The sequence below is a fragment of the Actinomadura chibensis NBRC 106107 genome, from assembly GCF_001552135.1.
GTDB lineage: Bacteria > Actinomycetota > Actinomycetes > Streptosporangiales > Streptosporangiaceae > Spirillospora > Spirillospora chibensis.
On sequence record NZ_BCQP01000065.1, the window covers coordinates 42,042 to 67,073 of the forward strand.

At 70.7% G+C, this 25,032-nt stretch carries 22 protein-coding genes and 1 tRNA gene; 12 read left to right on the plus strand and 11 right to left on the minus strand.

Annotation, left to right across the window (positions count from 1 at the left end):
• Positions 1-214 precede the first annotated feature (214 nt).
• The 3 genes from ACH01S_RS33980 (at position 215) to ACH01S_RS44045 (ending at position 2,666) form a co-directional block, all read left to right on the plus strand.
• Entirely contained in the window at positions 215-733 is a 519-nt protein-coding gene (locus ACH01S_RS33980; RefSeq protein ID WP_083981456.1) for a peptidase inhibitor family I36 protein, read from the plus strand.
• Positions 734-755: 22 nt separating this feature from the next.
• Positions 756-2,081: a NucA/NucB deoxyribonuclease domain-containing protein gene (locus ACH01S_RS33985; protein WP_169809407.1), complete on the plus strand. Its 1,326-nt coding sequence runs from the start codon at positions 756-758 to the stop codon at positions 2,079-2,081.
• 81 nt (positions 2,082-2,162) lie between these two features.
• Complete coding sequence (locus ACH01S_RS44045; protein ID WP_148344774.1) at positions 2,163-2,666, plus strand: hypothetical protein; 504 nt, start codon at positions 2,163-2,165, stop codon at positions 2,664-2,666.
• A gap of 24 nt (positions 2,667-2,690) precedes the next feature.
• Here ACH01S_RS44045 and ACH01S_RS33990 read toward each other — a convergent pair whose 3' ends face one another.
• The 4 genes from ACH01S_RS33990 to ACH01S_RS34005 all read right to left on the minus strand — a co-directional run bounded on the left by ACH01S_RS33990 (position 2,691) and on the right by ACH01S_RS34005 (position 6,840).
• Positions 2,691-4,349 (minus strand): tetratricopeptide repeat protein, encoded by a 1,659-nt coding sequence (locus ACH01S_RS33990; protein WP_067901541.1) that lies wholly within the window; start codon positions 4,347-4,349, stop codon positions 2,691-2,693.
• Positions 4,346-4,696 carry a hypothetical protein gene (locus tag ACH01S_RS33995; RefSeq protein ID WP_067901546.1) on the minus strand — a complete coding sequence of 117 codons (351 nt, stop codon included), beginning with the start codon at positions 4,694-4,696 and terminating at the stop codon, positions 4,346-4,348. Before ACH01S_RS33995 ends, ACH01S_RS33990 begins: the two co-directional genes overlap by 4 nt.
• A 577-nt stretch (positions 4,697-5,273) precedes the next feature.
• Positions 5,274-5,349 (minus strand) — tRNA-Lys (locus ACH01S_RS34000).
• Between the two features lie 180 nt (positions 5,350-5,529).
• Positions 5,530-6,840, minus strand: coding sequence for a cytochrome P450 (locus ACH01S_RS34005; protein WP_255220369.1), 1,311 nt, complete (start codon positions 6,838-6,840; stop codon positions 5,530-5,532).
• 7 nt (positions 6,841-6,847) lie between these two features.
• Here ACH01S_RS34005 and ACH01S_RS34010 point away from each other — a divergent pair, with 7 nt between their 5' ends.
• Both ACH01S_RS34010 and ACH01S_RS34015 read left to right on the plus strand, forming a co-directional pair.
• Positions 6,848-7,249 carry a PaaI family thioesterase gene (locus ACH01S_RS34010; protein ID WP_218010495.1) on the plus strand — a complete coding sequence of 134 codons (402 nt, stop codon included), beginning with the start codon at positions 6,848-6,850 and terminating at the stop codon, positions 7,247-7,249.
• A gap of 1 nt (position 7,250) precedes the next feature.
• Positions 7,251-7,940 (plus strand): dienelactone hydrolase family protein, encoded by a 690-nt coding sequence (locus ACH01S_RS34015; RefSeq protein ID WP_067901552.1) that lies wholly within the window; start codon positions 7,251-7,253, stop codon positions 7,938-7,940.
• 54 nt (positions 7,941-7,994) lie between these two features.
• Here ACH01S_RS34015 and ACH01S_RS34020 read toward each other — a convergent pair whose 3' ends face one another.
• The gene (locus ACH01S_RS34020) at positions 7,995-11,354 is read right to left on the minus strand and encodes a LuxR C-terminal-related transcriptional regulator (RefSeq protein ID WP_083981457.1); all 3,360 of its coding nucleotides are present in this window, start codon (positions 11,352-11,354) and stop codon (positions 7,995-7,997) included.
• Between the two features lie 100 nt (positions 11,355-11,454).
• Between ACH01S_RS34020 and ACH01S_RS34030 the strand changes: the two genes are divergently transcribed.
• Positions 11,455-12,531 (plus strand): alkene reductase, encoded by a 1,077-nt coding sequence (locus ACH01S_RS34030; protein ID WP_067901560.1) that lies wholly within the window; start codon positions 11,455-11,457, stop codon positions 12,529-12,531.
• Between the two features lie 197 nt (positions 12,532-12,728).
• On the opposite strand, the gene ACH01S_RS34035 is transcribed toward ACH01S_RS34030, so the two are convergent.
• On the minus strand, positions 12,729-13,073 hold the full coding sequence (locus ACH01S_RS34035) for a C40 family peptidase (protein ID WP_246237196.1): 345 nt from the start codon (positions 13,071-13,073) through the stop codon (positions 12,729-12,731).
• A gap of 963 nt (positions 13,074-14,036) precedes the next feature.
• Here ACH01S_RS34035 and ACH01S_RS34040 point away from each other — a divergent pair.
• The 5 genes from ACH01S_RS34040 (at position 14,037) to ACH01S_RS34060 (ending at position 21,749) form a co-directional block, all read left to right on the plus strand.
• The gene (locus ACH01S_RS34040; protein ID WP_067901566.1) at positions 14,037-14,810 is read left to right on the plus strand and encodes an SDR family NAD(P)-dependent oxidoreductase; all 774 of its coding nucleotides are present in this window, start codon (positions 14,037-14,039) and stop codon (positions 14,808-14,810) included.
• An 8-nt stretch (positions 14,811-14,818) separates the two neighbouring features.
• A complete protein-coding gene (locus tag ACH01S_RS34045; RefSeq protein ID WP_067901567.1) occupies positions 14,819-15,583 on the plus strand; it encodes a crotonase/enoyl-CoA hydratase family protein in 765 nt (254 codons plus the stop codon).
• Positions 15,584-15,822: 239 nt separating this feature from the next.
• Positions 15,823-18,723 (plus strand): helix-turn-helix transcriptional regulator, encoded by a 2,901-nt coding sequence (locus ACH01S_RS34050; RefSeq protein WP_067901570.1) that lies wholly within the window; start codon positions 15,823-15,825, stop codon positions 18,721-18,723.
• A 234-nt stretch (positions 18,724-18,957) separates the two neighbouring features.
• Positions 18,958-20,766, plus strand: coding sequence for a M4 family metallopeptidase (locus tag ACH01S_RS34055; RefSeq protein WP_083981458.1), 1,809 nt, complete (start codon positions 18,958-18,960; stop codon positions 20,764-20,766).
• 167 nt (positions 20,767-20,933) lie between these two features.
• Positions 20,934-21,749 (plus strand): SAM-dependent methyltransferase, encoded by an 816-nt coding sequence (locus tag ACH01S_RS34060; RefSeq protein WP_067901578.1) that lies wholly within the window; start codon positions 20,934-20,936, stop codon positions 21,747-21,749.
• On the opposite strand, the gene ACH01S_RS34065 is transcribed toward ACH01S_RS34060, so the two are convergent.
• From ACH01S_RS34065 to arfB, 5 genes are all read right to left on the minus strand, one after another.
• Complete coding sequence (locus ACH01S_RS34065) at positions 21,732-22,346, minus strand: hypothetical protein (protein ID WP_067901581.1); 615 nt, start codon at positions 22,344-22,346, stop codon at positions 21,732-21,734. The two genes, ACH01S_RS34060 and ACH01S_RS34065, sit on opposite strands and share 18 nt — an antisense overlap.
• Positions 22,347-22,528: 182 nt before the next feature.
• Positions 22,529-22,771: a hypothetical protein gene (locus ACH01S_RS34070; RefSeq protein WP_067901584.1), complete on the minus strand. Its 243-nt coding sequence runs from the start codon at positions 22,769-22,771 to the stop codon at positions 22,529-22,531.
• Positions 22,772-22,948: 177 nt separating this feature from the next.
• Positions 22,949-23,245: a helix-turn-helix domain-containing protein gene (locus ACH01S_RS34075; protein WP_067901587.1), complete on the minus strand. Its 297-nt coding sequence runs from the start codon at positions 23,243-23,245 to the stop codon at positions 22,949-22,951.
• Positions 23,245-23,613 carry a type II toxin-antitoxin system RelE/ParE family toxin gene (locus ACH01S_RS34080; RefSeq protein ID WP_083981464.1) on the minus strand — a complete coding sequence of 123 codons (369 nt, stop codon included), beginning with the start codon at positions 23,611-23,613 and terminating at the stop codon, positions 23,245-23,247. The genes ACH01S_RS34075 and ACH01S_RS34080 overlap by 1 nt, the downstream gene beginning before the upstream one ends.
• Before the next feature lie 76 nt (positions 23,614-23,689).
• Entirely contained in the window at positions 23,690-24,115 is a 426-nt protein-coding gene (arfB, locus tag ACH01S_RS34085) for an alternative ribosome rescue aminoacyl-tRNA hydrolase ArfB (RefSeq protein WP_067901589.1), read from the minus strand.
• Positions 24,116-24,204: 89 nt separating this feature from the next.
• Between arfB and ACH01S_RS34090 the strand changes: the two genes are divergently transcribed.
• The gene (locus ACH01S_RS34090) at positions 24,205-25,032 is read left to right on the plus strand and encodes an oxygenase MpaB family protein (RefSeq protein WP_067901592.1); all 828 of its coding nucleotides are present in this window, start codon (positions 24,205-24,207) and stop codon (positions 25,030-25,032) included.

The following is a 25,032-nucleotide window of genomic DNA, read 5'->3' on the forward strand; positions in this document are numbered from 1 at the left end:
TCACCCTCTTTCAGCAGGGCGGTAATTTCTCAACGAAAGTATCTTTCGGCGGTTTCGTCTTGGACCGCTGCAATTGTAAAGAGCCAGTTGATTCTGTCCGACAACGGCCATATTCAAAGATTCTAACTCAGCTACTTGATCAAGCTAGAGGACCTTCATATGCTCATGACAACCCCGCACACCCACCTCCCCCCAACCCGAAAGGGCAGAAGGAATGGGAACCAAAACGGCAGGTAGCGGGCTGGCAGTGGTCGCAGGGTTGGTGCTGTGCGCTCTTCCCGCACACGCCCAAGAGATGCCGGGAGACCAGGCCTCTCCTGGTGTTCAGGCTCAGATCAATGACCAGCTCGCCGACTTTCCCGGTGGTGTGCAGATCAATGCGAACGAAGTGTCCTATCAGGACGGAAAGGTAATCATCACCTTTCCGAGCTCGGCCGGGGCGGCAGCTCCGACCTGCGCGTCCAACGCGTACTGCTTCTACGACGGAGCCAATTTCGGCGGCCGTAAGCTGACCTTCCGCGACTGCGGCGGAAACCAGTCCCTCACCGACTACGGGTTCGGGAACAAGACCTCCTCCTGGGAGAACCGGACCAAGCACACCGTGGAGGTCTACGACAAGGACGTAGCTCCCTTCCGGACCCTGTGGCGCGAGGCCCCCAACTCGGCGTCCTCACGGGTTGCCGACGACACCTACAACAAGGCCGATTTCTTCCACACCTACTGCGGGGCATGAGATGTTGAGACCCGCACTGGCCATGGCCGTGGGCGTGATACTGCTCTGCTCCACGGCACCGGCCCTGGCGCAGCAGCAGACACACCCCAGGATCGTCATCCAGCAGATCGCGACCACGCATGCACCCCTCCCAAACGGAGGCAAGGAATCACGGACCCAGGAGCAGGTGCAGCGCGAGGCAGAACGGACCCGTTCCGCCTACACGGCCAAGGCCGATGACTACCGAAACGGGCATGTCCTCGGCTATGACCGCATCACCTACGCTGAGTGCGTCAAGAACAAGGATTCAGGACGTCCCGGCGGCTGGGTCAAAAACCATTTTGCATGGTGTGGCCAATTCGGCGAGAAGTGGATCGCCCAGCGGTGCAACGACGACGGTTGCGTCCCCGGGGGCTACCTCGACCTGCACTACGTCATCATCGGGCAAGGCCATCACGGTCCGGTACCGGGGAGCACCACCGACCGGTACATGACGTTCGACGTCAAGATCGACTACCTAGTCAATACGGATCTCTTCCAAACGCCCGGTACAACCTGGGGCACCCGCATGGACTGTCTCGGCAAAGACTCCTCGAAATGCAAGCCCTCGGCGCTCGCATCCAAGCCTCTCAGCGAGTGGAGCGTCAAACCCGACGCGTCCTTCCAGATCACCTCACCCGCCAAGCCACCGACGAAGAACGACGAACAACGTCTCTACGCTGACGTGAAGCAGACCTCGGATGCCCGAATCCCGGGCGCGGTCCCCGAGGGCGGCCCACTCAGCGGGGCAGTGACCAGTATCCGCTTCGACTCCGCCCAGTACATCCAAAAGAACGGAAACACCGGAACTGATCCACTCGGATCCATCTTCACCAAAGCAGATCCATTCCTCACCTACAGCGACGACATAGGCACCGAATACGTAGAAGTAGCCGACCATATCAAGTTGGCACTCGACCGCCCAGGTGAAACAAAACCCCCCTTCAGTGACAAGCAGATCCCCGGGGGTGGCTGGGGAAATCCACTACATCGCCTCGCGGCCAGCCTCAGTGACGAGAACACGAAGCGCCGCGACCGCAACCGGTACTATTCCAAGAAAGCATGTGATAAATACTACCCAGGCTGGGACATCCCCAAGGACCCGAGAGACGGAAAATCGATCGAGCAGTGCGACGAATTCCCGTTCGCTTCTACTCTTGAAGGAGCCGCCCGATTCCTGCCAGAGTATGACGGGCCTAGGTTCGAGAACATGTTCTCGGCGAGGCCGGTTCACCGGGACGACAATGGCGCCGCAGGCAGAGTCCTTGCCGACTGGTACGACTGGGATCGAATCCTTCACGGAGACCCCTTCTTCGTGAAGGTGGAGTAGCACTACAAGGCAGTGCCTGGATCCGGTGGGCGAGCTAGTGTATCCTCGCCCACCGGATTCGCGATACATCACCCACAGGACGTGCTGGCAGTGAGTTCATTAATCTCGCGCACAACCAGGCTTGTCATCGTTGATCACGGGATGTTCGGCTTCTTTGATGAGGGGGGACGCTACCCTGAAGTAAAAACAAGTGACATCACCTGGTTCGCCGCAACCAACGGTGAGGTGCTGATCAGTGCAGCGCAAGAACTCGTCAAACCCGCAATGCAGTTTGAACACTGGGATGGCGAACCAGACCCACCAGACGCGGCAGCGGAACGTGAAGCGACATTCCCGTTCCAGGTGACACATGGAACGATCGGACTGAACTTCATTGCCGCCGGTTCGGAACCTGAAGTGTTCAGGCTCCCCCCTGGCCAATACACCGTTCATTTGGCCGCATATCATCTAACCGAGGTGATGCAGGAAGTAGAGGGGATGTATCGGCAATACGACGACTACGACAACCCGAACTTCACCCTCCGCCGAGACGGCCTCCTGGGCAAAGAGTTGTATATTGCACAATTCTGGTCACGTAGCGCATAGGAGATCGGCTTCCGGGCGGGCGGCCTACCGGCGGGCAGCCTCCAAGTTCGTCCGCACGGTTTCGATGAGCGGGTGCTCGGGGGTGAGCACCCGCTCCCGGTCAGCCAGGGTTTGTTGGTACAGCGGGATTGCTCGCCTCAGATCACCCGCCGACTCGTAGGCGCCGGCGAGGTTGTTGCGGGAGGTCAGGGTGGAGGGGTGGCGGGGGCCGTGTAGGCGCTGGTCGCAGGCCAGGGCGCGTTCGGAGTAGTTGATGGCGCGGGCCACCGTGCCCTGTTCCCGCAGGAAGGTGGCGGTGCGGTCCAGCAGGAGGCTGGTGGTGGCCGTGTCGGGGGCGGTGTGTTCGGCGAGGGCGTCAATGTGCGGCAGCAGCCGATGCCAGGTGGGCCATCCGGCCGGGTCAGCGGTGGTGGCGGGGCGGGCCTGGTTGAGCAGGTCGGTGGCTCGCTCGCGGGCGGCGTGGACATCGGCGGGCTGGCGGTGGGGATCACCGTCCTGGTCCACGGGGCGGGGGTCGGGGGTACGGGCGACGGCTTGGACCAAGCGGTGCACCGTGACGCTGCCGGGACCCAGGGTGATCATGTTGTAGGCGGCCAGATCACCCAGCGCGGCCGCCCGCTGGACGGGCCCGGCCAGCGGCGCGAGCAGGTCGCGGGGATGCCCTGGGGCGCCCACCACGCCAGCACCCGCAGCAGGTCGCCGGTCAACGGAGTGGCATGGGCGAGGTGGTTCAGGGTGAGGCGCCAGATCCGGGCGATGGTACGTTCGGCGTCGCCACCGCGCGGTCTGGTCGTATGTCGCGGCGGGGTCGGCTCTCAGCAGTTCCAGGTAGCCGTCCGGGGATAGGTGCGTCTGGCGCATGAAGGCACCGGCCTGCGTGATCGCCAGCGGCAAATACCCCACCTCGGCGCACAGCTCGGCGGCACCGGACAGATCAGCGTCCGCCCCTCCGGCGGTGACGACACCGGCCAGCAGATCCAGGGCCTCGTCCGGGCTCAGCACGTCCAACTCGATCACCACCGGGGCAAGGTCGTGCCAGCCCTCCCGCAGTCTGCTGGTGATCAGGAACCGGCCAGCCCGAGCGCTGGCGACCAGCCCGGCCACATCGGCGGGGTGATTGACATTGTCGAGCACCACCAGCCAGCCGGTGTGAGTGGCCAGCCACCGCCGCGCCCAAGCCGCCCGCTCCTCCAACGCCACCTCGGCGGGGGCGGCGCGGGTGATCTCGGGTACCAGCATCGCGGCGAGCTCGGCCAGCCGCGCGGTGATGGCCTCCGCCGAATCAGCGGTGATCCACCAGACCAGCGTGTGGGCGGCGGCGTGCCGGTGTGTCCAGTGCCAGGCCAGCGTGCTCTTGCCCCCCCCGCCTAACCCGCGCACCGCCTGCACCACCGCCCCGCCCGGACCCGCCAGCGCGGCGTCCAGCTCGGCCAGCTTCCCGTCCCGCCCGCCGAACCGTGTGGTGCGCGCCGGTAGCGTCGGCGGCGCCCATGGTGGCGGGTCCACCTCATCGGCCCGCGGCAGCGGCACCGCCTGATACACATCACCCACATGCGTAGACGAGCCGATCACATCCCGCCCCGCGGCGATCGACCCGGCGCCGGGGGCCTCTACCTGCCGGTCCGGCTGCTGTGGGCTTTGGGCCGCCTGGCCGGGTGCATGGCGGTTCCTGCTGCGGCTCACGGCCCCGCCGGATCGTCGCCGGTGACCTCGGTGCGCGAGTCGCTCACATCGCCGCCGACGGCGATCGCCCCCAGCCCCGGCGCGCTGACCCCCTCACCCGAACCCGGCCGCGCAGCCGTCTGCGGCGGCTGACCCGCGGGCGGCCGCGTCACCTTGGTCGAGGACCCGGACACCGAGCCACCCGCGCCAATCGCGCCGTCCCCGGAGGCCACCACCCGCCTGATCAGGCGGTCCGGCTCTGGATCCGGTGCAGCCCGGTAGGTCAACCAGCCCAGCAGACCACCACCGACCACCACGAACGCAACCGACGCCACCAGCCACGCCAGCCCCCACCGCTGGGTCAACATCCCCGTGGCCACATTCACTACCGCGCCGACCCCCACCCCCGCCGCAGCCGCCCACGCCTGCCGCCGCCGACCGCCTCCATCACCCATCACGCCCTCCCACAGCGCCAACCCCCGGAGGCCCGACCGCGCGCCCGCCGTACACCAATAGTTCCGCGCCACCCCGCAACCAGCCGCTCGCTTGCCGCACCGGTCAGGTTTTGCCTTGCAGGTCCGGGTCTTGAAGGCGGGGGCGCAATGGGCGAGGGAGCCCACGCGCCGACACGGTCGGCAGTACAAGCAGCGGCGGCGCCAACGTCCTCTGCGAGAACACGCCGACACTTCACGCACCTGTGTGCGTTGGCCGATGATGACCTGCGCGAGCCCACCTCGTGGGCGGATCTGCGGTAGACCGATTGGTGTTGCTATCGAGGTTGTCGGTCCCCGCACCGGCGGACCTCGACTGCCCCCACCGTGCCGGGCTCCGGCCGGGGAAGGCCCGGATCGAGCCGCCGAGCAGACATCGAGCAGCCGTGGGGGCAGAGCGGGGCATCTCGGGCGGGACATACTGGGGTGAACTCGTGTTTGCCCTGGTTAGGGGTGGTGGGTTGCGTGGGACTCGAACCCACAACCTACGGATTAAAAGTCCGGAGCTCTGCCAATTGAGCTAGCAACCCGTGATTCTCGTGGATCTACCTGCGGTTCCTCTAGTCCGTCCTTGATCGTACCCGGCGTACATGGGTGCCACAGCTTAGGATTCCGGCCCCTCGGGGCTGCCACGAGTGTAGAGGGCGGTCCTGGCTTACCGCATCCCTGTATCCGGTGGGGCTTGTCGGCTGTGGGAGCGCCTCCATGCCTCATGGGTGTCGGGGTGGGGTCAGGTGGAGGGGGAGGTGTTTCAGGCCGTTCTGGAAGTTGGAGGCCAGGCGGACGGCTGGGCCGGTGCGGGTGATGTCGAGGGGGAGGAGCTCGGTGAAGATGGCGCGCATCTGGGTGCGGGCCAGGTGGGCGCCCAGGCAGAAGTGGGGGCCGAAGCCGAAGCTGACGTGGTCGTTGGGGGCGCGGGTGATGTCGAAGCGGTCGGGGTCGGGGAAGACCGTCTCGTCGCGGTTGGCGGACGCGTGGTAGACGACGACCTTGTCCCCGGCGCGGATGTCGCGGCCGCCGAGGGTGAGGTCGGTGGTGGCGGTGCGGCGGAAGTCCATGACGGGCGGCCAGTAGCGGAGCATCTCCTCGACGGCGGACGGCAGCAGGGACGGGTCGGCGCGCAGCCGGGCGAGTTCGGACGGGTGGTCGAGGAGCGTGAGGAGTCCGCCGGGGATGCCGTTGCGCAGGGTCTCGTTCCCGGCGACGGCGAAGAGGAAGAACATGTTCTCGAACTCGTCCGTGGTCAGGCCGCCTTCCAGCATCCGGGACATGATGTCGTCGGACGGCCTCTTGCGCTTCTCGGCGGCCAGCGCGTGGGCGTAGGCGAACATGTCGGCGAGGGCGGCGTGGGAGCGCGGGTTGATGGGACGTCCGTCCGGGTGGGTGGACGTGGTGGGGCGGCGGAGGGTCGCCTCGCGGGCGATGGGGCTCATGGACGCGGTGTCGGCGGTGGAGAGCCCGGCGTGCTCGTCGTCCTGGTAGCCGATGACGCGGGACGCCCAGTCGTACAGCAGGCGGCGGTCGGAGTCGGGGACGCCCATGATGTGGGCGAGCGTCCAGACGGGGAGGTCGGCGGAGAGCTCGACGAAGTCGGTGTCCTGGCCGAGGGCGGACGCGATGAGGGAGCGCGCCCGGTCGGTGATGGTGTCCTCCAGGGCGCGGACGGCGCGCGGGGTGAACGCGGCGGCGACGATGCGGCGCAGGCGGGAGTGGTCGGGCGGGTCCTGGTTGAGCATCATCGCGCGGACGAACGCCAGGTCCTCGGGCGTGTCGGGGTCGCGGATCTGGGTGGCGCCGAGGTTCGAGGAGAAGAGGCCGGGGGAGCGCAGGACGTGCTTGACGTCGGCGTGCCGGAACACCGCCCAGTAGCCGGGCCCGGCGGGCCACGGGCCGACGGCCGGTTCGGGCACCCGGGCGACCGGGGACTCGGCGCGCAGCCTCCGGAACGTGTCGTACGGGACGCCGGAGGCATAGGTCGTCGGCAGGAAGATCTCCTCGTGCATGCCCTCAGCGTGCATCATGTCGGGTGTGACGGTGAAGCCCGAAGAAATCCTGCGTTCCAACTTCGCGCCCTGGGTCCTGGACCTGGGCCTGGTCGTCGAGGAGGTGGGGGACGGGAAGGCGGTATTGCGGCTGCCGTGGTCGGACCGGCTCGCCAGGGAGGGCGGGGCGCTGTCCGGACAGGCGCTGATGGCGGCGGCGGACACGGCCGTCGTGATCGCCGTGTCGGGGGCGAAGGGCGGGTTCGTGCCGATGACGACCGTCCAGCTCACCACCTCGTTCCAGCGGCCGGTGGTCGGCCGCGACGTGATGGTGAACGTCGAGGTCACGAAGCTCGGCCGGACGCTGGCATTCGCGGAGATCGACATGACCGTGGACGGCGGGACGACCGTCGCGCACGCCAGCGCCGTCTACGCGATCATCGGTTGACATGAGGCGTACCGAGAAGGTCGCCGTCCAGGACGGCGAGTTCAGTCTGCACGTGTGGGGTTCCGGGGCGGACGGGCCGGGGATCCTGCTCGTCCAGGAGATCTTCGGGGTCGGCGACTACATGGAGGCCGTCGCGGCGGATCTGGTCGCGCTCGGATACGTCGTGGGCGCGCCCGACATGTTCTGGCGGATCGAGCCGGAATGGTCGACCGCGCACGATGAGGAGGCGCTCCCGAAAGGGGTGTCGATGGTCTCCCGGTTCGACTGGGAGAAGGGCGTCGAGGACGCGGCGGCCGCGCTTGCCGTGCTGAAAGGGCTGCCGGAGGTCGGCAGGGTCGGCGTGCTCGGCTTCTGTTTCGGCGGGACGCTCGCGTATCTGCTGGCCGCCAATGCCGACATCGATTGCCTGGTGTCGTTCTACGGGTCGGGCGTGCCGGGCGCGCTCGACCGGCTGGACGACATCCGGGCTCCGGCGCAGTTCCATTTCGGCGGCGACGACGCCTATATCCCGCGCGAGGACGTCGCGGCGGTGGAACGCGCGGTCGCCGGACGGGACGACATGGAGATCCACGTCCAGGAGGACGGCGGGCACGCGTTCCACAACCGCAAGGCGCCGATGTTCTACCAGCCGGGTCCCGCCGACCGCGCGTGGCGGCTCACCGAGGACTTCCTCGCCCGAACACTCTCCTAGACCTGGCGGGGGCGCGTACCGGGCAGCGTTCTGACCAGGGCTGTCCGGCGAAGGCTATTTCGGTGGGGCGTCCAGGGCGAGCCGGGCGAGTTCCTTGCGCGACGAAATGCCGAGCTTCGGATACGCCTTGTAGAGGTGGTATTCGACCGTGCGCGGGCTGAGGAAGAGTTGCGCGGCTATCTCGCGGCTGCTGGTCCCGGCGGCGGCGAGCCGGACGACCTGCAATTCCTGCGGGGTGAGGCGGGCGAGGAGGTCGGGCGCCGCCGGCGCGGAAGGGCCCGACTCGCCGGTGGCGCGCAGTTCTGCGCGCGCGCGTTCCAGCCAGGGGACGGCCCGGAGCCGCTCGAATGTCTCCATTGCCGAACGGAGCGGGACGCGCGCCTCCGACCGCCGCCGCGCCCGGCGAAGCCACTCGCCGTAAAGCAGTTCGGTGCGGGCTTTCTCGAACGGCCGCGCCGACTCCTCATGCAGCCGGACGGCCCGTTCGTAGAATTCCCCGCCGTCGGTCAGGAGGGCCTCGCAATGCAATGCCACGGCGAGCGCCCACGGTCGGCGCGTCGCCTCGGCCCACGCGCGGAACCGTTCGAAGGCTTCCCGGGCGCGGTCGTTCTGGCCGAGGCGCACCGCCGCCTCGACGTGGTCGGCGGCGGCCAGCATGCTGGCGGTGCTGTGCCTGCGCGGGCCGGACGCCGTCCGCTCCAGCCGCCGGAGCGCGTCGTCGAAGCGGCCGAGGCCGAGGTCGAGGAGGGCCAGCGAGCAGTCCGTGAGCTGGCCCCGCGGCGCCGCGGCGACCAGTTCGCGCAGCCGTGACTCGTCGCCCTCGATCGCGGCGACGCGCGCCAGGACGGCGGTGAGTCCGCCCGCGCGGTGCGGCAGGCCGGTGTCGCGGGCGAGCGCGACCGCCTCGGCGACCGTGGCCTCCGCGTCGGCGTGCAGGCCCATCGCGATCTGCGCCTCGGCGAGCGTGCGCAGCACGTTCGGGAGCGCGCCGACCAGGCCGTGCCGCCGATGGTGCGCCACCTCGGCCGCCGCCAGATCCAGCGCCGCCTCGTCCGCCCCGATGACGAGCGCGAGCTGCGCGCCCCGAAGACGCTCCCCGCCGTAGAACCCGGTCGCCCTTACGTCCGCCGCCGCCTGCTCTGCCGCGCTCGGAAACCCGCCGTCGAACGCGGACGCGTTCTCCCGCGCCGCGCGTTCTCCCGCGCTCGAAGAGCCGTCGACGCGTCCGTCGGGGGCGGCCGGGCCGTTGGCGGCGTTCAGACGACGTTCGGGCGCGGTGGTCCGGGTCTCGGTCACCAGCTGGGCGAGGAGCGGGATTCCGGCGGCGTGGTCGCCGGAGGCGAGGAGGGCCAGGCCGCGGACGGTGCGGTCGTCCGGGAGCAGTTCGGCGGCGCGCAGGACGGTGGGCAGCTCGCCGGACGTCCAGCCGTAGACGGCGCCGATGCGCAGCATCTCCGCGCGTTCGGCGGGGGACGCGTCCGCCGCGTGGTCGACCATCATGCGGGACGCGGCGCGCGGATCGCCGCGCTCGTGCTCCACCACGGCGTGGACGCGGGCCAGCCGCGCCCGCTCGGCCGGGTCGTCGGTGAGCTTCTCCGCCTGGACGGCGAGCTCTTCGGCCTCGTCGAGCCGTCCCGCGCACATGGTCAGGGAGGCGGCGGCGCTGAGGCGTCCCGCGCGGGCCTCCGCGGCGGGCGTCAGGTCGGCGGCCTGGAGGTAGAGCGCCGCCGCCGTCGCGTACCCCATGCGCGTGCGGGCGCGCTCGGCCGCGCGCTGGACGTCGGCGGCGGCGTCCTCGTCCGGGGCGAGGACGGCCGCCGCGCGGTGCCGGGCGCGGCAGTTGTCGTCGGTCGCGGTGTCGGCCAGCGCCTGGTGGACGGCGATGCGCCGCGCCGCCACGGCGCCGTGGTACGCCGCCGCCCTGATCAGCGGGTGGCGGAACGTGATGCTGCGCCCCGTGACCTCCACCAGCCGGGCGCGTTCGGCCGCCTCCAGGTCGGCGAGGCCGACCCCGAGGACCCGCGCCGCGCTGAGCAGCGTCGGCATGTGCCCGCGTCCCTCCGCCGCCGCGATCAGCAGCATCAGCCGGGCGTTCTCCGGCAGCCGGGCGATCTGCGCGCGGAACGAGGCGAGCACCCGGTCGGCGACGGGCAGCGGGTTCGGGCCGAGCGGCGCGCCGGACCCGGTGGAGCCCAGCTCCTCCAGGGCGAGCGGGTTGCCGTCCGCCTCCAGGATCACCCGGGCGCGGACGTCCGGGGCCAGCTCGCGCCCGCCGAGGACCCGTTCCGCGTCGTCGCGGCCGAGCCGGTCGAGTCGCAGCTCGGGCAGCCCGGTGCCGGTGAACGCGTCGTCCCTCGTGGCGAACAGCATCACGACGCCCTCCGCCGCCAGCCGCCGCGCCGCGAAGAGCAGCGCCTCGGCGGTCGGGACGTCGAGCCACTGCGCGTCGTCCACGAGACACAGGACGGGGCCACCGTCTTCGGCGAGGTCGGCGAGCAACGTCAGCACGGCGAGCCCGGTCATAAACCGATCCCGAACACCCCCAAACCCCACCCCAAACCCCGCCCCGGTGCCCGCCCCGGTGCCCGCCCCGGTGCCCGCCCCGGTGCCCGCCCCGGTGCCCGCCCCGGTGCTCGGCTCGGTGCCTGGCGTGGTACCCGCCCCGGAGCCTGGCTCGGAGCCCGGTGCGGTGCCTGGCGCGGTGCTCGGCTCGCGGCCCGGTGCGGTGCCTGGCGTGGTGCCCGGCCCGGAGCGCGGCCCGGAGCCTGGCTCGGGGCTTGGTGCGGTGCCCGGCGCGGTGCCTGGCGCGGTGTCCGGTGCGGTGCTCGGCTTGCCGCCCGGCCCGGCGCCCGGCCCGGAGCCCGGCTCGCCGCCCGGGGCGGAGCCCGGCTCACCGCCCGGCGCGGTGCTCGGCGCGGTGCCCGGCCCGGAGCCTGGCTCGGAGCTTGGCGCGGTGCTCGGCTCGCCGCCCGGCGCGGTGCCTGGCGCGGTGCCTGGCTCGGAGCTTGGCGCGGTGCTCGGCTCGCCGCCCGGCGCGGTGCCCGGCTCGGAGCGCGGCGCGGTGCTCGGCTCGCCGCCTGGGGCGGGGGTTGGGGCGGGGGTTGGGGCGAGGCCGAAGGCTAGGTGTAGTGCGGCGGCCTGGGGTGGCGGGAGGGTGTCCAGTCGGTCGCGGACGGGCCAGAGTAACTGGCTTAGCCCGGCGAACGCGATGCCCGACTCCGCGTCGTTGCCGGCGACCCGCATGACGTGCGGCGGGCCGTCCGCCGGGAGGAGCGCGGCCGCCTCGGCGAGGAGGGCCGACTTGCCGATGCCCGCCTCGCCGCGCAGGACGAGCGCGGCGCTGCGCCGGTGGTCGCGCGCCTCGGCGAGCAGCCGGGAGATGCGCTCCTGTTCTTCGTTCCGCCCGTAAAGCACGAATCCAAACTACGGGGCGGATTACTGAAACCACACGGATTCGCTCCGTAGCGGACGGCTCGTACGTTCTTGACCAGCCCGAACCATTGAGGAGGACGTTATGCGGGAACTGTTCGAGCCGCTGTCGACCGGAAAGTTGGAACTGTCCAACCGGTTGGTGATGGCGCCGATGACGCGCAGCCGGGCCGTCGACGACGGAAAGGTGACCGAGCTGACCGTCGACTACTACCGGCAGCGCGCGTCCGCCGGACTGATCGTCTCCGAGGCCACGCAGCCGAGCGTCCGGGGCCAGGGCTACATCTGGACTCCGGGGCTGCACGCCGACGACCAGGTGAAGGCGTGGCGCTCGGTGACCGACGCCGTGCACGCCGAGGGCGGGCGGATCTTCGTCCAGTTGATGCACACCGGGCGCGTCGGGCATCCCGTCCTGTACCCGGACGGCGGGCTGCCGGTCGCGCCGTCGCCGATCGCGTCGGGCGGACGGCTCTTCACCCCGGACGGGATGCTCGACCACCCCGTGCCGCGCGAGCTGACCCCGGACGAGATCGCGGAGACCGTCCAGGACTTCGCCGCCGCGGCGCGCAACGCGATCGAGGCGGGATTCGACGGAGTGGAGCTGCACGGGGCGAACGGCTACCTGATCCACCAGTTCCTCGCCGACGGCAGCAACCACCGGACCGACGCCTACGGCGGGACGGTCGAGAACCGCGCCCGGTTCGGCGTCGAGGTCGCCCGCGCGGTCGCCGACGCGATCGGCGGGGCCCGGGTCGGCTTCCGCGTGTCGCCCGGCGGCGGCACCGAGAACGGCGTCGTCGAGAGCGACACGCCCGAGCTGTACTCGGCGCTGCTCGCGGGGCTGGCCCCGCTCGACCTCGCCTATCTGCACGTCCTGGAGGTCGGCGACCGGACGACGACCCGGCACATCAGGGCCGAGTGGCCGGGCACGCTGATCCTCAACCCGCATCCGACGCCCGACTCGTTCCCGTCGAGGCCGGAGTACGGCGTCGAGGCGCTGCGCGAGGGCCTGGCCGACGCGGTCGCGTTCGGCGAACTGTGGCTCGCCAACCCGGACCTGCCCGCCCGTATCCGCGCCGGAGGCCCTTACAACAAGGCCGACTCGGCGACGTTCTACGGCGGCGACCACAACGGCTACACCGACTACCCCGTGCTCAAGTAGCCCGTTCAACACCCCAACCACCCAAAGCCGACCCCGAGCGCGGCCGCGTCCGGAACCGCGAGGACGGTCGCGCATGGAATGGCGAGCGTGGCCGCGGGCGGGCCCGCGAGCGCGGTGGGAGGGCAGGGGGTGGGGGAGGGGGCGAGGCCCCGCGGGGTGCGGGGGTGGCGGGGCCTCGCCAGGTCGAGCGGGCCCCGTTACAGACCGGGGCGGACTCCGCCGTTGAAGTTGCGCTTGTAGTAGCTGGTCAGCTTGATCTTCTTGACCCGCTTGCCCGAACTCGGGGCGTGGATCATGTAGCCGTGTCCGGCGTAGATGCCGACGTGAGTCCGGCCGCTGTAGAAGAACAGCAGGTCGCCCTTGACCGCGCCCTTCCAGGAGACCTTCTTCTTGACCGCCCGGTACATCTGCTGGCTGGTGCGGGGCAGCTTCACCCCGGCCTTGCGCCAGGAGGCGCCGACGAGACCCGAGCAGTCCCACGAGCCGGGACCCGAGCCGCCGTAGCGGTAGGGGTCGCCGATCTGCTTCGCGGCGTAGTTCACCGCGGTGGCCGCCCTCTTCTTCTGCCGGGCGGCCTTGGACGTGGAGGTCGTCGCCGCGACCGGTGCGGTCGCGAGGGTGGCCCGCTGCGGCGGGGCCGCCTGGGCGGGGCCCGCCGGACCGGCGGCGAGGAGCGAGGCTCCGAGCGCGGCGGTCGCGGTGAGCGCGAGGCCACCGTGGGTGATTCCGGTCTTCAGGGGAATTCGAGGGGTATGCAGAATGACTCCAGACCTCGCGGGTGATGCCTACCGGGCAGCCGTCACCCCCGAGGACTTCGTCAAGGGGGGATGGTGCCGCGACCGCGCGATTCCACAGCGTTGCGAGGAATTCGAGGACGCTTCCGGTTCCGTGCCTCTCGGCTGCACGGATTCGGCGTCCGACGGCGGCCTCCGGGGGGACTGCTCGCGGGGTTCGCGACGGCCGATCGAGGACGGCCGTGCGCGCCTCAGCCGCACGTCGGGATGCGTGTTCTGTTATCTGGGCGGCCTGCTGTGCCGCTTGAACCGAGCAGGAACGTATGCAGAACGCGACGAGCATGGCAAATCCCCCAGGCCATTTCGGGACCGGCGGGCAGCGGCGCGGGACGCCCCGCCAACGCCGCTGCCTGCGCGTATTCTGATCGAATTCCGGGAAATGTGAACTAAGTCACGAAACCAGAAAGAAGATCGGTTCCATCCTCGACCGCGCCCTCCGCCCGCGGAAGTGGAACGGCGTTCTGTGGAAAACTCGATCCGCGCCCACAACTGTTGTGGCGTACATCACAGACAGAGAAATATGGCCAATAACGCCATTTACCACTGTCGGTGGCGCACCGGCGACCGAAAGTGGACGGCCCCGTCCCGGCGCGTCGGCCGTCCCGCCCGCGCGGGCCGCGCCGCCTGTGCGGGGGTGTGCGCGGAGCGCCGGGCGGCGGCTGGGTAGCATCACCCCGAACCACATTCGGTCCCTCACGTTAAGGTGCTGCTATGGACTTGAACGGAGTTTCCGCCGTCGTATCCGGCGGCGCGAGCGGCCTCGGTGAGGCCACCGTCCGCGCGCTGGCCGCCGAAGGCGCCAAGGTCGTCGTCGCCGACCTCAACGAGGACAAGGGCAAGGCCGTCGCCGACGAGGTCGGCGGCGTCTTCGTCAAGACGGACGTCTCGAACGAGGAGCAGGTGCAGGCGGCCGTGCAGGCCGCCGTCGACACCGGCGCGCCGCTGCGCGTCATCGTCAACAGCGCGGGCATCGGCTGGGCGTCCCGGACGGTGAACCGCGACGGCTCCCCGCACGACCTCGCCGCCTACGAGACCGTCATCCGGATCAACCTGATCGGCACCTTCAACCTGATGCGGATCGGCGCCGCCGCCATCGCCAAGACCGAGCCCGCGGACGCCGACGGCGCCCGCGGGGTCGTGATCAACACCGCGTCCGTCGCCGGGATCGAGGGCCAGACCGGGCAGGTCGCCTACTCCGCGTCCAAGGGCGGCATCATCGGCATGACGCTGCCCGCCGCGCGCGACCTCGCGGCCATCGGCGTCCGGGTGAACACGATCTGCCCCGGCATCATCGACACCCCGATCTACGGCCAGGGGGAGGCGGCGGAGGAGTTCAAGGCGAAGCTCGCCGCGCCCGTCCCGTTCCCGAAGCGGATGGGCCGCGCGTCGGAGTTCGCGCACCTCGTCAAGTCCCTCATCGAGAACGACTACATGAACGGCGAGACCATCCGCTTCGACGGCGGTATCCGCTTCCAGCCGAAGTGAGGCACTGAATGTCCGACGCTGTTCTGACCGAGGAACGCGATGGCGTCCTCATCATCACCATCAACCGTCCCGAGGCGCGCAACGCGATCAACGGCGCGGCCGGGCACGGGATCGCCGCCGCCGTCGACGAGCTGGACGCCCGCAAGGACCTCTCCGTCGGCATCCTGACCGGCGCGGGCGGCACGTTCAGCTCCGGCATGGACCTCAAGGCGTTCCTCGCCGGGGAGACCCCGGTCGTCGAGGGCCGCGGGCTCGGCGGCATCACCGAGCGCGCCCCGGTCAAGCCGCTGATCGCCGCGATCGAGGGCTACGCGCTCGCGGGCGGCTGCGAGCTGGCGCTCGCCTGCGACATGATCGTCGCGTCCCGGGACGCGCAGTTCGGCCTGCCCGAGCCGAAGCGCGGACTGGTCGCGGCGGGCGGCGGCCTGCTGCGGCTGCCGCGCCGCATCCCGTTCCACATCGCCATGGAGATCGCCCTCACCGGCGACCGCTACCCGGCGGAGCGGATGGCCGAGCTAGGCTTCGTCAACCGGCTGACCGAGCCGGGCGGCGCGCTCGACGCGGCGCTGGAGCTCGCCGCGCGGATCGCCGAGAACGCCCCGCTGGCGCTCACGGCGACCAAGCGGGTCATCCTGGAGTCCGCCGACTGGACGGCCGCCGAGATGTGGCAGAAGCAGCAGGAGATCACCCTGCCGGTCTTCACGTCCAAGGACGCGCAGGAGGGCCCGGCCGCCTTCGCCGAGAAGCGCAAGCCGAACTGGTCGGGCGAGTAACCGCCCCACCGACTCCACCAGGACGCCCGGAACGACACCGTTCCGGGCGTCCTGCCGTCTCGTCCCGCCGCGCGTGGTCCGTCGTTCGCGGCTTGTGCGCGCGGCGTGTCTTGGACCGATCGCGTTGGTCCGGGGAGCGTCCGGCGGGCGTACCACTGCCCGGAACTGGGATCGTTGTGAGCGTCCCCGCGCGTGGTTATTGTCGGAGCGGCGTCCGATCCTCCGGAGGGGAGCGAGTTATGGACGTCGGTGCCGCACCGCCCGCGGTCAGGACCGGTGCATCGCCGACGCTGGTGGGCCGTGCGGCGTTGCTCGCGGCCTTGGAGTCCCGCCTCGCCGCGAACGGCGGCGTCGTCCTCACGGGACCGAGCGGCATAGGCAAGACCGCGCTGCTCGAAGCCGTCGGGGCCGCCGCCGCGACCCGCGGCGAGCTGGTGCTGCGCGTCGCCGGTACCGAGACCGAGCGGTGGGTCCCGTGCTCGGGGCTCGCCGAGCTGCTCGACCAGCTGCCCGGGGCGCTGACCGCCGAGCTGCCGCGCGAACGGCTCACCGGGCTGCCCGCGCCGCACCCGGCGCCGCCCGCCGACCGGGCCCCCGGACGGTCGGCCGAAGGGCCCGCCGACCGGACGGTCACCGACCGGTCGAGCATGGACCACGTCGCGTGCAGGCTGGCCTTCCGCGGGCTGGTCGCGCGGTGCGCCGACGAACGTCCGGTGCTGCTGCTCGTCGACGACGCGCAGTGGCTGGACGCCGAGACCGTGCACGCCATCCGGTACGCCGTGGGCAGGCTCGCGTCGCGGGGCGTCCGCGCGGTCGTCGCCGGACGCTGGCCGGACGGCTTCGCCGCCGGCGACGGGGGCAGCGCGCCGTGGGCGCCCGCGCCCGACGCGCTGCACCTGCCCGTCCCGCCGCTGACCCAGGACGAGCTGGCGGAGATGTTCGAGAGCTACGGCCTGCCGGTGCGCGTCGTGAACACGCTGCACTCCGACTCCGGCGGCAACCCGTACCTCGCGCTGGCGCTCGGCGGCGCGTTCACCGACCGGATCCCGCGGCACTGGCGGCCCGCGCCGCTGCCGCAACGCGTCCAGGCGGTGATCGCCGAGCGGCTGGCCCGGCTCCCGGCGCAGGCGCACGAGACGCTGCTGATGGCCGCGCTCGCCATCCGTCCCACCGCCGACCTGCTGCGCCGCGCCGGCCGCACCGAGGCGGCGCGCGACATCCGCACCGCCGCCGGGCTCGGCCTGCTGATCACCGAGGGCGGCGGGATCCGGTTCACGCCGCCCGCGGTCGGGACGGTCCTCGCCGAGTCCGCCGACGCGCGGCACCTCGCGCGGGCGCACCGGGCGCTCGCGGCCGTCGTCCCGGACGCGGCCGGACGCGCCAGGCACCGCGCCCTCGCCGACCCGGGCCCGAACGCCGAGCTGGCGCACTCGCTGGTGACGGCGGCGGAGCAGGCCGTCCGGCAGGGCTCGCACCGGATGGCGGCCGAGCTGTACCGGCTGGCCGCCGACCGGTCCCCGGCCGAGCCCGCGGCGGAGCGGCTGGAATGGCTGGTCGCGGCGGCCGAGACGGGCGCGAACGGCGGGCTGCCCGACCTCGTGCACCGGGCGGCGGAGGCCGTCCTCGCGGCGGACGCTACGCGCGGCCAGCGCGTCCGGGTCCGGCTCGCGCTGCTGGACCTGTCCGGGCAGGGGCTCGCGGAGATGGGCGAGGTGTTCGCGGCGGCGCTCGTCGACGCGGACGGCGACCCCGCGCTCCTCGGCCCGCTCCGGTTGCGGATGGCGATCGGGCTGCTCGTGAACGGCGCGTCCGAGCGCGCGGAGCACGAGGCGAACGGCGCGCTGGCGCACGCCCGCGCGATAGGCGACACGGCATTGGAGGCCAAGGCCCTCGCCCTCCGCGCGAACATCTCCCTACTAGAAGGACGCGGAGACTACGCCAGCGACCTGAAACGCGCCCGCCGCCTGCCCGAGCCTCCACTCGACGGCCAACTTCATACAACGCCCCGATACCTGGCCGCCTACTGCGCCATTTTCGAAGACCGCCTTACCGAGGCCCGTACGGAACTGCTGCGCATGCTGGCGCTGGTGGAGCGCGGGTCGGGCGAAGAGGTCGTCCACGTCCTGCGCAACCTGTCGGAGGTGTCGGTCCGGACGGGACGCTGCCGCGAGGCGCTCGACTTCGCGGACCGTGCCATGCGCATCACCGAGCAGGCCGCGCTCAGCCCCGGACCCGCCTGGTACCACGGCGCCCTGGCCGAACTGGCCGGAGGCAGTGTGGACCGTGCCGCCGCGCTGGCCGAGCAAGGGCTGCGCGCGTCCGAGCAGGAGAACGACGTCATCTTCCAGAGCCGATTGCTCCACGTGCTGGGGGTCGCGCACATGCGCGCGGGTGACGTGCGTACGGGAGTCGACACCCTCTTGCGCATCGACGCGCTGGGCTTCGCCACCGACGAACATGGGCGCGGACCCCTGTCCCCGATGGTGCTTCGCTGGCACGGCGACCTCGCGCAAGGGCTCGCGTCCCTCGGGGAGACCGAGCGGGCCGAACGGGTGATCAGCGCGACGCGCGCCGTGGTCGGCGACCGCACGCGCGGCGTCGGCGTCACCGGCCAGCTCGACCGGGCCGAGGCGTGCGTGCTCGCGGCGCGCGGCGAGCACGACCAGGCCGTCGCGCTGCTGCGCCGCGCCGCCGCGCTCTTCGAACGGCTCGGCCAGCCGCTCGAAGTCGGGCAGTGCCTGCTGGAGGAGGCCCGGATCGAACGGCGGCGGCGGCGCGGCGGCCCCGCCCGGCGGACGGCGGCCGAGGCCCTGGAGATCTTCCTGCGCTGCGGCGCGCGGCCCTGGGCCGAGCAGGCGCGGCACCGGCTCGCGCGGCCGGACGCGGGCGTCCCGGACGGTCCCGCCGCGCCCGTCCCCGCGGCGCAGATCGCGCTGACCGAGGGCGAGCGGCGGATCGCGCTGCTCGTCGGCCAGGGCGCGACGAACCAGCAGGTGGCGCACCGGTTGTTCCTCAGCGTGAAGACCGTCGAGGCGTCCCTCACGCGGATCTACCGAAAGCTCGGGATCCGCTCCCGGTCGCAGCTCGGCTCGCTCCTGGGCGGAGGGCTCGACGGGCCGGGCGCCACCCTGTCCCGATAACGCACCCTCGTCAACCCCTGGGGTGTGTAGGGGTTTCCCTTGCCTCCCCTCTGATGTCCCTACGGATGCCGGCGAGCCGCGAACTTTGCGGTGACATGCACACAAATGCATGCGATCGTTCCCGGGTCAACCGCCTCCCAGCACTCCGGAGCTCCGTGGGCGCGACCGCGTCCGCCCGGAGAGCAACCCCCCTCGGCCGTCACCCCGAGACGGCCGGCAGACAAGGAGCACCGCGTGAGATCCACACCCCGAGGACGTGCCCACAGGCGCGTCGCCACCGGCACCGCGCTGGTCACCGTCGCCGCCATGGCGGCGATCGGCCTCCAGACGGGACCGGCGTCCGCCGCCCCGGCGAAGCCCTCCCAGGGCGACCCCGGACAGCTCCCCGCCAAGGTCAGCGCCCAGGAGTACAAGGCTCTCGTCGGCAAGGCCAAGGCCCAGGAGGACACGACCGCGTCCGAGCTGAAGTTCAGCGACAAGGTCGAGCTCCAGGCCAAGAGCGTCATCAAGAACCAGGACGGCACCACCCACACCCGCTACCAGCGCACCTACGAGGGTCTGCCCGTCATCGGCGGCGACCTCATCGTGCACCGGGCGCCGTCCGGCAAGATCGAGGGCGTCACCCAGGGGCTGACCGCCGAGCTGAAGGTGGACACGGCGCCGCGGACCCTCGCGTCCACCAAGCCCGCCACGCCCAAGGCCAAGGGCAGCGTCGCCCCGCGCAAGGTCGTCTGGATGCAGGGCTCCAAGCCCGTCCTGGCCTGGGAGACCGTCGTCGGCGGGACGCAGAAGGACGGCACCCCGAACCGCCTGCACGTCATCACCGACGCCGCCACCGGCAAGACGATCACGCAGTGGCAGGGCGTCCAGACCGGGACCGGCAACAGCCAGTACTCCGGCACCGTCCAGCTCGGCACCAGCCAGTCCGGCGGGCAGTACGTGCTGCGCGACACCGGCCGCGGCAACCACGACACGACGAACCTGAACCGGGCCACGTCGGGTCGCGGCACCCTGTTCTCCAACTCCACCGACACGTGGGGCAACGGCTCGCCGAGCAACAGCCAGACCGCCGCCGTGGACGCGGCGTACGGCGCGGGCGAGACGTGGGACTTCTACAAGACCGTCTTCGGCCGGGCCGGGATCCGCGGCGACGGCGTCGGCGCTTACTCCCGCGTCCACTACAGCAGCAACTACGTCAACGCCTTCTGGGACGACAGCTGCTTCTGCATGACGTACGGCGACGGCTCCGGCAACAACGCGCCGCTGACCGAACTGGACGTCGCGGGCCACGAGATGAGCCACGGCGTCACGTCCAACACCGCGGGCCTCATCTACCAGGGCGAGTCCGGCGGTCTGAACGAGGCGACGTCCGACATCATGGCGACCGCCATGGAGTTCTGGGCGAACAACTCCAGCGACGTCGGCGACTACCTCATCGGCGAGAAGCTGAACATCTTCGGCAACGGCCAGCCGCTCCGGTACATGGACAAGCCGAGCAAGGACGGCAACTCGCTCGACAACTGGTCGACGAACGCCGGGAACGTGGACGTGCACTACTCGTCCGGCATCGCGAACCACTTCTTCTACCTGCTGTCCGAGGGCAGCGGCGCGAAGACCATCAACGGCGTGTCGTACAACTCGCCGACGGCCGACGGCAAGCCGGTCACCGGCATCGGGCGGGAGAAGGCCGCCGCGATCTGGTTCAAGGCGCTGACCGAGCAGATGCGCTCGAACACCGACTACGCCGACGCCCGCCGCGCGACGCTCGCCGCCGCGTCCGCCCTGTACGGGGCGACCAGCCCGGAGTACACGGCGACCGCGAACGCCTGGGCGGGCGTGAAGGTCGGCAGCCGGGCCAGCGACCCGGGTGACCCCGGAGACCCGGGCGACCCGGGCGGCTCCACCACCTGGGCCGCGGACGCCTCCTACAAGGTCGGTGACGTCGTCACCTACGACGGCGTGCAGTACCGCTGCCTCCAGGCGCACACCGCCGCGCCCGGCTGGACGCCGCCGAACGTCCCGGCCCTCTGGGAGAAGATCTAACTCCCGTCCGCTCCCCTTCGGTATTCCGCGCGCCGCGGTGCTCAACGGGCTTCCCCGAGCACCGCGGCGCACGGCCCTGGGCGGCCGGGCTTGGGGGCGGCCGCTGTCGGCCATTTACCAACGGCGAAACATGATCTTCCATTCGTTGTCAGGGCTAGGCTGATTCCATGGTCGGCGAGGACGGGACCGCACCGGCGGGCATCGACATCACCACCCCGCACATCGCCCGGATTTACGACTACTGGTTAGGCGGCAAGGACAATTACGAGTCCGATCGGATCGCCGCCGAGCAGGTCATGGCGGCCACCCCGACCATCAAGCCCGGAGTCACCGCGAACCGGGCGTTCCTGAGCCGCGCCGTTCGCTTCATGGCCGGACGGGGAATCACCCAGTTCCTCGACATCGGCACCGGCATTCCGACCGCCGACAACACGCATCTCGTCGCGCAGGCCGTCAATCCCGACTGCCGGGTCGTCTACGTCGACAACGACCCGATCGTGCTCGTTCACGCGCGGGCGCTGCTGTCCGGCGTCAGCGCGCCGACCGCGTTCATCGACGCCGATCTGCGGGACACCGGCCTGATCCTGAAAGGCGCGTCCGGGCTGCTCGACCTCGACCGCCCGGTGGGACTGCTGCTGATCGCGATACTGCACTGCGTCCCGGACGAGGACGAGCCCGGCGAAATCGTCCGCACCCTCATGGACGCGTTTCCGCCGGGCAGTTTCCTCGCCATCACGCATCCGGGTATCGACCAATTGCCGGAGCAGATGGGCGCCGCCGAAAAGGCCCTCACCAAGGCGATGGGATTCCGCGTCACCTTCCGCACGCACGCGGGCGTCAGCCGCTTCTTCGACGGCCTCGACCTGCTCGAACCCGGTGTCGTCCCGGTGCAGGACTGGCGTCCCGATCCCGGCGCGCCCCCGTCCCTCACGACCGGCATGTGGGGCGGCGTCGGCCGCAAACCCTCACTTCGGCTGGGGTAGCAGATCGGCGTGCTCGACCCGGTAACCGCCCTTGGTGACCGGCGCGAAAGCCGCGGGGCCCATGCACGTCCCGACCTTTCCCTCCTCCCATTCGCCCTTGTCGTTCTGGACGCCGTTGACCACCGCCCAGGAGAATCCCATCCGGTCCGGCTCACCGCCGCGGCCGTCGTGGACGCTGAAACCGAGGCGCTTGCCGATCCAGTCTTTGATCGGTTCGTCCGCCGCGTAGACGACCGCCGTGAGCGTCGCGTTTCCGGGACTCGTCACCAGGCAGTCGACCTTGGCCTTCGACGTCACCGTCCACCCTTCCCGCGGGGAATGGTGGGAGATCTGCACCGTTCCGCGAGCGTCGGTCGGCAGGCCCTGCGGAGCGCCTTGCTTCGGCTCCGAATACGGGACGCCCGTCACGTCGAACGTGAACGCGCGCACGTCCTGATCGGGCGAGAAAGTCAACTTGATCTGCGCGGACCCTGATACCCGCGCGCCTTTCGCGACCTTTCCGGCCGTGTTTCCCGTCTCCTGCGCCGCCACGGGAGCGGCCACCAGCGCGACTCCCGCCATGGCCAGCACGCCCAACTTCATCGCCTTGCCGAACATCGAGACTCCCGTCCGTTCCAGCCGGACCCCGAATGGCCCGACCCCTCGATGCTCCGCCCGACGCGCCCGCCCTTCCTCCCCAACGCGACCGATCCCTTTCCCCCGCCGGTATGACACAGGCGCCCGCGAACAAGGCAATGCCCCTGGGAATCACTCCCAGGGGCACCGGCTCTGAACGCGGACTAGTGCTTCACACCCTCGGACCTGGCGACCAGACGCGCGACGTGCCCGGCCATCTCCTCCTGCCGAGCGGCGATCTTGCCGATCTCCCCCATGAGCAGGTTCACGGCCGACCCCAACTCCTGCTTGACGTCGCCGACCTCCTGCCTGAGTTCCGCGACGTCGTCCTTGGTGGCCAGGTGCTGCAGGTCCTCCTTGGTGGCCAGGTCAACGAGTCTCACCTCTGCGAGGGGCTTGGACGCCATGGTGGTGATGCTACCTCTCTACGGTCCTCCGGCACGGCCGCCGGACGGGGGGAGCCCCATCCTCGCACACCCAACCACTCTCCGTGACTGAGTGGTTGCAGGCGGTTGAGCCTGCCGTGCGTCGCCGCCCAGGCTCGGCCCGGCCCTCCTCCGGTGTCCTGCCGACGCGTGGCGCGGTCAGGCGGCGTGGTCTCCCACGGTGATCGTGAAGGTGGTGTGCATCGCTTTGGCGATGCGGTCGAGCATTCCCAACGTGGGGATGCCGCCCCCGCCCTCGATGCGCGAAAGCGCGGGCTGGGTGATGCCTGCTCGTTCGGCCACCATGGCCTGGGTGAGGCCGAGCTCGATGCGGCGCTCCCGCACCATGTCACCGAGTCGCAGGTCAAGGCCCGCCTGGTCGTACTCGGGGTGCGGCGCCGCGTCCTCGCGCAGCCGCTTCTCCCGGTAGGTCCGCCACGCGGAGTGTCCCGTCATCACCGGCTCCTCTCGTAGACGTGTCCCGCCGGTCCCGAATGCGACGACTCGCAGAGCCCGCGCAGCGTGACCGCTCGCTCGACGTCGCGCGGCTGCGCGTCGTTCCTCACCTTCTGGAACACGGTCAGCAGCACGATGAGTCGTCCTCGCCCGGTCGGCAGCCAGTAGGTGATCCGCCACGCCGTTTCCTCAAGGTACAGCCGCAGTTCGCGAACGCCGTCCCGTAACGCCTTGGTGTGGTTTCCGTCGAGCAGGTCACCCCGGACGACGAGGTAGTCGTCCACGTTGCGCATGACGCGCTGGTACTGGGCGAAGCTCAACGTGTCCAACCACTCGACGACCTGGGGCTCCATCTCGATCTCGAACATATCGTTGATGATATATATCATCGATGGTAAGTCGGGACCGGCGATTCGTCCAGTGTGTGACGCCCCGTCCGGCGGGTCAGTCCCAGCGGGTGGTGCGTTGGCGTTTCAGGGCGGAGCGGCGTTTCTTGTTCTCCAGGCGGCGTTCGTTGATGCCGCGGGGGATCTTCTTCGGGACGCGCTTCTTCGGGGGCGGGGCCGTGGCGTCGGCGAGGAGGGTGGCGAGGCGGGTGCGGGCGGCGTCGCGGTTGCGCTGCTGGGAGCGGTACTCCTCGGCGCGGATCGTGAGGACGCCGCGGACCAGGCGGGACGCGAGCCGCTCCAGCGCGCGGGAGCGCAGCGGCTCCGGCAGGGACGGCGAGTTCGCGACGTCGAAGGAGAGTTCGGCGGCGGTGGCGCTCGTGTTGACGTGCTGCCCGCCCGGACCCGAGGAACGCGAGAAACGCCAGCTCAGCTCGGACTCCGGGATGGAGATCGAGCCGCGGACATGGATCTGGTCGGGCATGTCTCCATTGTCGCAGGGTAGAAGTGATCTTGTCGTCTCGTTAACCCCCCGCCCTCGACATCTGAAAGTACTTACTTACACTGATCGCCATGACCGATGGACTGTTCTCGGACGACGACCTCATCCGCGTCGTCTCGCGGGAGGGCGCGCTGATCGCGGCGGGCGGCGCGGCGTCGCTGCTCCAGACCGCGCATCCGCGGGTGGCGCAGGGCGTGTACGACCACAGCTACACCGCCGACGACCCGCTCCGCCGACTGCGCAACACGATGGGCTGGCTGTACGCGGTGCAGTTCGGCACGCGGGAGGAGGCCGAGGCGTTCAGCGCCCTGGTCAGGAAGGGCCACGAGAGCGTCACCGGGCCCGGCTACGAGGCGAACGACCCGGAGTTGCAGGTGTGGGTGGCGTCCACCCTGTTCGCGGTGGCGGTGCAGTTCTACCAGCTCCTGTTCCGGCGGACGTTCGACGCGGCGGAGCTGGAGGAGTTCTACCAGCAGGCCAAGGTCTACGCGACGATCCTCGGCTGCCCGGAGGAGCGGATGCCCGCCACGTACCCGCTGTTCCGCGAGTACTACGCGGACATGGTCCAGAGCCTGCAGATCACCGACGCGTCGCGGGCGATCGCGGCGCAGGTGCTGCGGCCGCGGCTGCCGGGCGGGCCGCTGAACGCGCCCGGGCTGATGGCGATCCGGCTGATCACGGCGGGCTTGATGCCCGCGCCGATCCGCGAGCAGTACGGGTGGAAGTGGGACGCCGGACGCGAGCGGCGGTTCCGGCTCCTCGTCGGGACGCTCGCCGTCGTCTACCCGCGGCTCCCGCTGGCCGTCCGGACGCTGCCGAGGCGGTACTACCTGCACACGACCCGCCGGATGCTGGCGAAGCTGAACCGCCGTCCCGCCGCCGTGGCCAGGTCGAGCTGA

Excerpts from the sequence above, each read along its gene's own strand:
- ACH01S_RS34045 (WP_067901567.1), top strand. The coding sequence starts at position 14,819 with ATGTCCGACGCTGTTCTGACCGAGGAACGCGATGGCGTCCTCATCATC.
- ACH01S_RS34075 (WP_067901587.1), bottom strand. The coding sequence starts at position 23,245 with ATGACGGGACACTCCGCGTGGCGGACCTACCGGGAGAAGCGGCTGCGC.
- arfB (WP_067901589.1), bottom strand. The coding sequence starts at position 24,115 with ATGCCCGACCAGATCCATGTCCGCGGCTCGATCTCCATCCCGGAGTCC.
- ACH01S_RS34065 (WP_067901581.1), bottom strand. The coding sequence starts at position 22,346 with ATGTTCGGCAAGGCGATGAAGTTGGGCGTGCTGGCCATGGCGGGAGTC.
- ACH01S_RS34015 (WP_067901552.1), top strand. The coding sequence starts at position 7,251 with ATGAGGCGTACCGAGAAGGTCGCCGTCCAGGACGGCGAGTTCAGTCTG.
- ACH01S_RS34070 (WP_067901584.1), bottom strand. The coding sequence starts at position 22,771 with ATGGCGTCCAAGCCCCTCGCAGAGGTGAGACTCGTTGACCTGGCCACC.
- ACH01S_RS34030 (WP_067901560.1), top strand. The coding sequence starts at position 11,455 with ATGCGGGAACTGTTCGAGCCGCTGTCGACCGGAAAGTTGGAACTGTCC.
- ACH01S_RS33995 (WP_067901546.1), bottom strand. The coding sequence starts at position 4,696 with ATGTTGACCCAGCGGTGGGGGCTGGCGTGGCTGGTGGCGTCGGTTGCG.
- ACH01S_RS34080 (WP_083981464.1), bottom strand. The coding sequence starts at position 23,613 with ATGTTCGAGATCGAGATGGAGCCCCAGGTCGTCGAGTGGTTGGACACG.
- ACH01S_RS34090 (WP_067901592.1), top strand. The coding sequence starts at position 24,205 with ATGACCGATGGACTGTTCTCGGACGACGACCTCATCCGCGTCGTCTCG.
- ACH01S_RS34060 (WP_067901578.1), top strand. The coding sequence starts at position 20,934 with ATGGTCGGCGAGGACGGGACCGCACCGGCGGGCATCGACATCACCACC.
- ACH01S_RS34050 (WP_067901570.1), top strand. The coding sequence starts at position 15,823 with ATGGACGTCGGTGCCGCACCGCCCGCGGTCAGGACCGGTGCATCGCCG.
- ACH01S_RS34040 (WP_067901566.1), top strand. The coding sequence starts at position 14,037 with ATGGACTTGAACGGAGTTTCCGCCGTCGTATCCGGCGGCGCGAGCGGC.
- ACH01S_RS34005 (WP_255220369.1), bottom strand. The coding sequence starts at position 6,840 with ATGATGCACGCTGAGGGCATGCACGAGGAGATCTTCCTGCCGACGACC.
- ACH01S_RS33980 (WP_083981456.1), top strand. The coding sequence starts at position 215 with ATGGGAACCAAAACGGCAGGTAGCGGGCTGGCAGTGGTCGCAGGGTTG.
- ACH01S_RS33985 (WP_169809407.1), top strand. The coding sequence starts at position 756 with ATGGCCGTGGGCGTGATACTGCTCTGCTCCACGGCACCGGCCCTGGCG.